3 protein-coding genes and 2 pseudogenes are annotated in these 3,245 nt (G+C 61.4%); all 5 read right to left on the reverse strand.

What is annotated here, in order from left to right; translation table 11 throughout:
- Nucleotides 1-197: 197 nt before the first annotated feature.
- Nucleotides 198-593 carry a hypothetical protein gene (locus ORI94_RS35035; RefSeq protein WP_266083138.1) on the reverse strand — a complete coding sequence of 132 codons (396 nt, stop codon included), beginning with the start codon at nucleotides 591-593 and terminating at the stop codon, nucleotides 198-200.
- Between the two features lie 334 nt (nucleotides 594-927).
- Nucleotides 928-1,732, reverse strand: a pseudogene (locus ORI94_RS35040) (transposase); the annotation flags it as partial.
- Between the two features lie 355 nt (nucleotides 1,733-2,087).
- Entirely contained in the window at nucleotides 2,088-2,258 is a 171-nt protein-coding gene (locus ORI94_RS35045) for a hypothetical protein (RefSeq protein ID WP_266083140.1), read from the reverse strand.
- Between the two features lie 14 nt (nucleotides 2,259-2,272).
- Nucleotides 2,273-2,593 (reverse strand): hypothetical protein, encoded by a 321-nt coding sequence (locus tag ORI94_RS35050; RefSeq protein WP_266083142.1) that lies wholly within the window; start codon nucleotides 2,591-2,593, stop codon nucleotides 2,273-2,275.
- Nucleotides 2,594-2,595: 2 nt separating this feature from the next.
- Nucleotides 2,596-3,245 (reverse strand): annotated as a pseudogene (locus ORI94_RS35055) (hypothetical protein); the annotation flags it as partial.

Here is a 3,245-nt window from a genome sequence, read left to right on the forward strand (position 1 = left end):
TCCTGCGGAGCATGGCGGTCAGGTCGGCGCGGTACGGGGCGAGTTCCGGGAGTTCACGGATCCGCTCCTCGACGAGCGCCCGGATCGTGGCCTCGCGTCCTTCCGGACGGATGTCGAACTCCCACCAGGAATCCGGGACCGTCAATGAGAAGCCTGACATCAATACTGCACTCTCTTCTGCTATTCTTCGTTAATCTTTAATCGAGATCCATGCCGAGATCCGTCATTGCGATCTCGGTCAGTCTGCTTTCTGTTACCGTCGGAGGGGAATAGTTCGCATTCCTGATGTGGGTGACGAATTCGACAGGCAAGGATATGTGATGGGTGGTAACGTAGTGCGAAAGGTCGCCGCGCCAAATCCATTCTCCGTCGGTATGGAGGGAGCCAATGCCTGGCAGAAGGGGGCCATCTGGATCCAGCACGTCAGGTCCGGCGCTCATCTCGCTCCAGATTCCTGTGCCATTCATGAGGTAGGAGACGATCTTTTTTTCGTCTGGCTCGCCTGAAGGTCGCACTGCGTCTTTGATCGAGGCGCTCTCAAGGAGGCCCCAGCCGGGCGAGAGCTCTGAGAAGAAACCTACGGGTCGAATCATTGGAGCTCCGCGTGTTCGCTGTTTTTTCAGACCATGGGAAGGAAGGTGAGTCAAACCCCGTCTTCTTTGATTTTAGGAGTGAAGGGCCCCTTTTTGAATGTGGGCACGCCCACGGCGTCGGTTGGAGCCTTGGCCAGGGTCCTTGAGAAGTGCCGAGGTGGGCGGTTCGCCTACTGGGCACCGAATGTGACGACTTGTCGACTTCTGTCGGCTCCGGCCCTGGACGCAGAACAGGCATGGCCGCTGGTGATCATGCGGGTGTCTAACCTCAATACCGGTAACTTGGGTACATTCTGGTCATTGTTGGTGGTATGCCGAGAGCGGGAGTGTCAACTTAACGGCCCTGTCTCACTTTCGGTGGTGACGGAGAGTGCTGCTGTCCGAGGAGGATGCGGTGGCGAAGCAGGGCGAAGCCTGCTCGTCCGTGCATCTGGCGTGCGATCCGCTTGGTCTTGGTGTTGACACCCTCGGTGGGGCCGTTGCTGTACGGAAGTGTGAGGGTGGCGTTCACGGCGTCGCGGTCTCGTTCCAGACCTCGGGCGAATGCATGCAGGTGGGGCAGGTCGGCGCCGCGGACCTGGACGATCCAGCGCGAGAGTGCGTCGGCGTTGTCGGCGTGAGGCGCAAGGAGCGGGGTGAAGTCGCTGATGCCTGGGGCCAGTTGGGTCATCTCGGGGCAGGCGGCGGTGAGCTTGGCCAGGAGTTCGTGTTGTTCGGTCTTGAGGTTGTCGGGCCTGGTCAGCAGCATCCGGGCGAGTCGGCGGTGGGAGATGTGGCTGGGGTCGGCGTCCGCGCGGCCTTGGTTGATGTACTTGTGCAGGAGGTTCGGGCAGCCGGTGAACCCGAGGGCTTTGATCTCTTCGAAGGGGATGCTGGACGGGGGCGGCGGGTTCCTCGGCCCGGCGTTTGCGCAGCTGCTCGCGGTGGGGGTCGACGAGGTCGGCACGGTGCTTGGGGACGCGGAGCATCCGCTCGGGTCGGTCGGCGCGGGTGCAGCGTTTGACGGTGTTCAGGGTCAGTTGCAGGCGGCGGGCGCATTCGAGCAGGCCGACGCCCTGGCCGAGCAGGTCGTGGATCTGGTGTCGGCGTTCCAGGGTGGTCTGGGCGCGGGGCCCGTCGTAGATGGGCGCGTCCAGCACCCGTGATCGAGGCGGCGCCGGCCAGAACGGCGGCGGCCGCAGCGGTGAGCAGGGCCGTCCATGGGTGACGGATGCCGCGACGGGCCCGCGGGTCAGGCGCCGTGGCCAGTCAACTCCGCAGTTCAGCGGCTGTCTTCAGCAAGGCTGGGCCGGAGGCATCCCTCAGTTACCGGAGGCGTGACGGCATGCGGGAAGACGGGTGCGCAGGCATGGACTCGCTCGGTGCTCATACGGACTCGACACCCACTTGATCACCAGCGGCCATGCCTGTTCTGCGTCCAGGGTCGGCGCCGGCAGAAGTCGACAAGCCGTCACATTCGGTGCTCGGTAGGCGAACTGTCCACCTCGGCACTTCTCAAAGACCCTGACCGGAGTCGTGGGCGTCCTTCGTCATCCTGCGGAGCATGGCGGTCAGGTCGGCGCGGTATGGGGCGAGTTCCGGGAGTTCACGGATCCGCTCCTCGACGAGCGCCCGGATCGTGGCCTCGCGTCCTTCCGGACGGATGTCGAACTCCCACCCTGTCACTCCTTCCAGGTGGGTCAGGCGAAGAACTTGCGAACTTCGCTCGGGGCTTTCCCCTGCTTTTTCCACTGGTTACCAAGGTGGGCCGCCAGCAATTTGAACTCTTCCGCCCCGAGTGAAGGACCCTCGGTTTGTTCGACATCTTTCACTTCGAGGTCCCCGTTGGGGAGTGACAATCGTAGGCCGCCGGAAGGGTTTCCTTTGCTGTCTGCGAGGTGGATGGAAGCTGACCTTTCATTCAGGATGAGAAACGCCTCCTTTTTTCCGTCGATGAGAGCGCGATAGAGGTGTGGGGATTCGCCGTCAGATGTCAGTTTCAATAGAAAAGAGTGAGCCATTTTCATTCCTCCACGCTGATTGGACGTCCGTACCCGTCGCGAGCTGCAGCAGATTGGTCCCATGTGTATCCTGCGTCGATCGTAGCCCCATGAGCTGCGCTATAGCTCTGATCTCCGGTTTCTCTCATGTGGTTGGATTCGTGTAGTTCATGCCGCAGCAAGGCGATGTCAGACGGGTGCGGGTTCCCCTTGCCGAGTCTCTGCCAGGCTTCAGCGATGCGCGGATTCGCGTCAAATCGCGCCATGTATGCATCTCCGTAACTGTCGAGGAGATGCTCCTCGTGGAAAAGGTGATTCTTGATCTGTTCGATTTCAGATCGAGAGAAGCCGTGTTCTGCTGCCGTTTTGGTGACGTTTTCGATGTCGTCGGACGAACGGATGACGTCGTATGCCTCATCTGCCCATTCGGTGACGAAATCTACGTCGCTGCGTGCGCGACGCAGGGATCCGCCGGTTTGCAGAAGCCGGTCGACCCGTCTGAGTCCTGTGACGCCGTCACGCATTCTTCGAAGCGTTTGTGTCACATTCTTCAGTCCGCCGCCGATGCCCCCCATGAAACCGTCGCCGAGAGCTTTCAGGCCTCCGGCCTTCCACAGTTTGCCGAGTTTGGCGAGGCTTGTGATGCCTTTGGTCGCGGGTATGCAGTCCAGGG

The sequence above is a fragment of the Streptomyces sp. NEAU-W12 genome (genome assembly GCF_026242095.1).
Taxonomy (GTDB): domain Bacteria; phylum Actinomycetota; class Actinomycetes; order Streptomycetales; family Streptomycetaceae; genus Streptomyces.

Excerpts from the sequence above, each read along its gene's own strand:
- ORI94_RS35050 (WP_266083142.1), bottom strand. The coding sequence starts at position 2,593 with ATGGCTCACTCTTTTCTATTGAAACTGACATCTGACGGCGAATCCCCA.
- ORI94_RS35035 (WP_266083138.1), bottom strand. The coding sequence starts at position 593 with ATGATTCGACCCGTAGGTTTCTTCTCAGAGCTCTCGCCCGGCTGGGGC.